The organism is Hyalangium sp., assembly GCF_035629615.1.
In the GTDB taxonomy this organism is placed as follows: Bacteria; Myxococcota; Myxococcia; order Myxococcales; family Myxococcaceae; genus Hyalangium.
Genome location: NZ_DASPHO010000562.1, coordinates 1 through 4,428 on the forward strand (window position 1 = coordinate 1; position 4,428 = coordinate 4,428).

The window sequence follows — 4,428 nt, forward strand, 5'->3', positions numbered from 1 at the left end:
GGCGGGTGGGCGAGCCGGCGCTCGAAGCGCAGCGTGTGGCGATTGCTTTGATGATGCAGTGTTCCCTTCATGTCGGTGGCCTCCTGCGTCGTTTGTGAACCGGGGTGTCCATGATCTCGAGGTGCCGCTCCAGCGCATCCAGGCGGGCATTCCAGTAGCGGCGGTAGGGCTCCAGCCAGGTGTCGAGCTCGCGGAGGGGCTCTGCCCGTAGCTCGTAGAGCCGCTGCTGTGCCCTCGGCTGCATCTGAACGAGCCCGGCCTTCTTGAGCACGCGCAGGTGCTTGGACACCTGAGGCTGACGCAGCTGGAGCCTGTCCCCTATCTCACCGACCGGGCAGGGCCCCGCGCGCAGCAGCTCAACGATGCGCAGGCGGTTGGGTTCCCCGAGCGCTGTGAGCGTCTGGATCATGAGCCCTATATGCTACTTGAAGAATATGTCCGTCAAGGCATATATGTCAGCAGAACCTGGGCCCGTTCCGGGCAGAGACAAGGAGAGATGCGCATGGACGACCAACCGACCTGCGGCAAGGGGCTGGCGGAGCACTCCGCGCTCCCGGCCAAGCTTGGAGAGCTGACGGCAGCCCTCGCAGAGAACCTTGAAATCCACATGAAGGCGCTCGATCTGCAGGACCCGAACGCCCGGGAGGAATACGACGCCTACGTGAAGGTGGCGAAGGAGCACCGGGACATTGCCACCCGGTTGCAGGCGGCCGCTCAGCAGATGGCCCGGTACCGGGACCTGCCGATGGGCAGGCATGACGAGGAGGCGATGGCGGACCCGAAGGCGCTCGAGGCCTTCGAGAAGTTCGTGAGGCTCGAGCAGGAGCTGCTGGCGCTGCTCCAGCAGTGGGTGGAGCGGGATCGGCAAATGCTCGGGGAGATCCACGGAACGGGCAGCAGCGGCAGCGACAAGCCCTGAGCCGGCAAGGACCTCGTCACGGATGCCTCACCGTCGTGGCCAGCACGAGGAGCACGAACAGTACGGGGATGAGCGCGGCACCGACCTTGACTCCAGTGGTGTTCGGCGGAGGCGGTGCGCCGAAGCGGTTCCTACCGGGCGTCCCCGGCATGGACAACCAGATGAGGCCAAACAGAGGAATCAGCGACAACAGGACCGTCCACCCCGACCAGTCCATGTCATGCGATCGCTGGATGGCCGAGAAGACGGACAACACCATGTAGGGAAGGACCGTCGCTGCGATTGATGCAGACCTTCTCCATTTGCCCGTCCCAGCCGCCCTGGAAAGAGTCTTTCCTGAAGAGTGACGCGGGTTTATCGCGGCTGCGGAGTGCTCCCCAGAGGGCCACCGTCTCCGCTCCGGCCACGATGAAGGCCCGGCGCAGCCCATAGACGCCCTGGCCCAGCTTGATGCCCCACAGCCGGTAGGCGAGAGGCTCCTCGCCCAGCGCACCAGAGTGACCCACGGCGCGAGAGCGTGTCGGAGCGGGGCTTCATCCAAGAAGACGCCGTGGGTGGCCATGTGCAGGATGCCGAGCGTAGGCAGGAGCAACAACCGCTCCTTGGTGGCCTCCGAGCCAAGGAAGAGCTGAGCTTCCGGAAGCAGGCGCTGGAGGGCCTCGGCGCATTCTCTGAATGAGCCTTCATGTCACCGGCTCTGGAAGGTTGTGGGCATCAACTCACCGGAGAGAACCGTGACCGCGATGAAGAAGCATCTGGCGTGTAGGCGGAATGGAGGCCCTGTCGCGCTGCTCGTCCTCCTGATGGCCCTCGCCTGCGCCTGCGGGGAACGCGATGCCCCAGGTGCCAGGCCCGACGGCGGAACTTCCTCAGCGGCGGCAGCCTCGGCGACCCCGTCCGCAGCCGCCGCCCAGGCGAGTCCAGCGCCAACCGCGCCCTTCGTGCCGGCTTCGCTTCTGTCCGTTCGAACGGGCCAACAACCGCTCTCGTCTCGTGTGGAGGTGGAGGCCTTCCTCCTCACCCACTCGCTCATCCGCACTCAGGAGAACAAGGAGAGCCAACGGTACTTCATGCTCGCGGTGGACGAGCAGTCCCACTATGCCAAGGCCGTGGACGAGCTCGAACGCGACGCGACCAAGCTCGCCACGGACATCACCTCCCAGCTGAAGAAGAAGAAGAAAGGCAAGCCGTTCCGCAAGGCGCTGAGCGAGCTCCTCACCCGGTTCAACGCGCTCGTCGATCGGCTCAAAGGCTTGAACATCGACCCGAAGGAGGCCATCGCCGTCGAGCTCCACGCAGAGGGGCTCGAGCGCCTGTCCGTCCCATGGAACACGCTGGTCGACGAATGCCAGGGCGCCGGTTGCAAGCCTCAGTTCCCCGCCGCCGGGGGCTCCCTCTTCCAGAGCCTTACCTCTGATCCGAAGCCTGCTCGCGATCTGAGCTTCGGTTTCACCCAGCCACAGCCCTCATGGGATCCCTGCGAAGAGCCCCTGGAGACTCACAAGCAACTCCAGTGCCTGGCCGACAAGAACTCGGAACTGGCCCGGCTGAGAGCCCTGGATCCGCCGCAGTTGGAAGAGTCGATGCCCGTCTTGCCCAAGATCCACTGGTTCGCCGAGGACAAGGTCATCCGCCGCTACAACGCCGTCGTCCATCGCTACAACGCGGAAGCCTCGCGCAGGCAGCAGGCCCTGGCACAGCTTCTGCCCACGAACGTGGGGCGGCTGGTGCGCCTGGCTGCGGGGCTGAAGGGCACGAAGTTCACCCTCCGCGGTGTCGTCGTGTCGCTGCCGGATCTGGCTCGGAAGACGTACAGCATGAAGCTCGGGGCCGTGCCCACGACGAGCTTGCGCGAGCTGGGCCAGGGGAAAGAGACCTTCGCGAGCACGTTCTACGAAAAGGCTCGGTATTGCATCACGTCGTATCCACCGGGCGCGGAGCTCACCCTCAAGGGCGAGAGCGTGGGACGTACGCCTCGATGCTTCGACGCTATCCCCTTCGGGAGACTGTTCGAGATGACGGTGAAGCGAGACGGATATCCGCCGGTGGGCATCGGTCCGAGGCGGATGGAGCCGCCGGCTGACGGAGCGTTCGAGATCCATTGCACGCTTCGCAAGACCGAGGAGGAAGGCGGCGGTTGCAAGATCCTATAAAGGGTTCCTGTCCCAGGAGCGCGCCCATGACCGCACCGCTGACGACTCTCGCTGAGCTCGATGAAGCCATCCGCATGCGCTGCGCGGACGATGGTGTGGCCCGCGGGGCGATCATCCAGGCACTCATCGCCCTGGCCCGCTTCGTCTGCGGCAAGCTGCCCCCTCTGCCGCCGGAGCACGCTGCCGGCGTGGCGCAGGCGTTCTCCATCCTGGAGGCGTGGTGCCGCGGAGCCCGCGACGAGGAGCCCCTCATCGCGGCGTTCGAGGGGCTCCAGTACACGCTCCGCCCCGCGCGTAAGCACCAGAAGGTGCCGCCTCAGCTGCTCTTCCTGGATCTGCTCTCGGGTGTCCTCCAGGCAGCGCACTATGAAGATCACGACGACTGGCCGGACGAGGTCGTCGTCGCCGCCGTGGACCTTCTCGGCGAGCTCGGTACTCCTCAAGCGCAGGCCATCCAGGCCGTGTCGGAGACCCTCGCCCGACATGAGGTGATCTGAGCCAGATCGCAGGTGCTCCAAGGCCCACACGCCTTCGCCCGCTAAAAGCCCAGGCCGAACTGTCCGGAGCCCGGCTGCGGCTGAGGCTCCGGACGGGGACCGCGCTGCACCGCCTCCGGCCGCCAGACACCATCTCGGGCCAGGGCGAAGCGCTCGCGCAGCTCCGGCCGGAAGTCCTCGGCCAGCGGCGAGAAGGGCGTGGCCTCCGGGCACTCCAGCGGCTCGATGGCGAGGACCTCGTCGAGCCACCAGCCGATGGTGCCTCGCCACCACGGCTCACCCCCAAAGGCGCGTGAGTCGTTGCAGACGGTGGTGACCTCCGTCAGGCGCGCCACCGCGAAGATGCTTCGAGCGGGCAGGCCATCCTCCGCCGGCACATACAGGCCGAGCCGCCGCTCCATGAAGGCGGCTCCCTCCACATCCCACGCGCTGCCCACGTGGAGCGCCACGTACCGGCCCAGCGCCTCAACGGGGGGGCGCAGGGCCTGAGGGCGCCCCCCCTCCGTCGAGGTGAAGAACAGGACACGGCAACCGCGCTCGAGCACGGCCCAGGGCCAGGGACGGGGCAGCGTGAGCAGGTAGATGGACATGCCAGGCGAGGCGCTTGTCAGTCGATCTGCTCGACGTGGCCGTCGGCGTGCCGGGCGAACCGGCCCTGCTCCCTCGGGTGGATGGGATCGTGGCTCGAGAAAGGCCAGCCCCCGAACTCCGTGCGCTGGTAGTCGGCGAACGCCTGCTGGATCTCCGCCTGCGTGTTCATCACGAAGGGACCGTACTGCGCCACGCGCTCGCCGATGGGCCGCCCCTGCAAGAGGAGCATGTCGCCCTCGGTGGCACCATTGGTCAGCTCCACGTCCAC

General features: G+C 66.6%; 7 protein-coding genes and 1 pseudogene. 3 read left to right on the forward strand and 5 right to left on the reverse strand.

Annotation, left to right across the window (positions count from 1 at the left end; translation table 11 throughout):
- Window positions 1–67: 67 nt before the first annotated feature.
- On the reverse strand, window positions 68–409 hold the full coding sequence (locus VD972_RS28425; protein ID WP_324991892.1) for a metalloregulator ArsR/SmtB family transcription factor: 342 nt from the start codon (window positions 407–409) through the stop codon (window positions 68–70).
- A 93-nt stretch (window positions 410–502) separates the two neighbouring features.
- On the opposite strand from VD972_RS28425, the gene VD972_RS28430 reads away from it, so the two are divergent.
- Window positions 503–919, forward strand: coding sequence for a hypothetical protein (locus tag VD972_RS28430; protein ID WP_324991893.1), 417 nt, complete (start codon window positions 503–505; stop codon window positions 917–919).
- 16 nt (window positions 920–935) lie between these two features.
- On the opposite strand, the gene VD972_RS28435 is transcribed toward VD972_RS28430, so the two are convergent.
- Window positions 936–1,349, reverse strand: a complete 414-nt coding sequence (locus VD972_RS28435; RefSeq protein ID WP_414654147.1) for a DUF805 domain-containing protein — start codon at window positions 1,347–1,349, stop codon at window positions 936–938.
- Window positions 1,297–1,592, reverse strand: a pseudogene (locus VD972_RS45585) (CHAT domain-containing protein); the annotation flags it as partial. The pseudogene VD972_RS45585 and the gene VD972_RS28435, both read right to left, overlap by 53 nt.
- A 328-nt stretch (window positions 1,593–1,920) precedes the next feature.
- Here VD972_RS45585 and VD972_RS28440 point away from each other — a divergent pair.
- Entirely contained in the window at window positions 1,921–3,072 is a 1,152-nt protein-coding gene (locus VD972_RS28440; RefSeq protein WP_324991894.1) for a hypothetical protein, read from the forward strand.
- Window positions 3,073–3,098: 26 nt separating this feature from the next.
- Entirely contained in the window at window positions 3,099–3,569 is a 471-nt protein-coding gene (locus tag VD972_RS28445; RefSeq protein ID WP_324991895.1) for a hypothetical protein, read from the forward strand.
- Window positions 3,570–3,610: 41 nt separating this feature from the next.
- On the opposite strand, the gene VD972_RS28450 is transcribed toward VD972_RS28445, so the two are convergent.
- Window positions 3,611–4,159, reverse strand: a complete 549-nt coding sequence (locus VD972_RS28450) for a hypothetical protein (RefSeq protein WP_324991896.1) — start codon at window positions 4,157–4,159, stop codon at window positions 3,611–3,613.
- A 17-nt stretch (window positions 4,160–4,176) separates the two neighbouring features.
- The coding region (locus VD972_RS28455; RefSeq protein ID WP_324991897.1) for a pirin-like C-terminal cupin domain-containing protein at window positions 4,177–4,428 on the reverse strand (252 nt) is incomplete at its 5' end.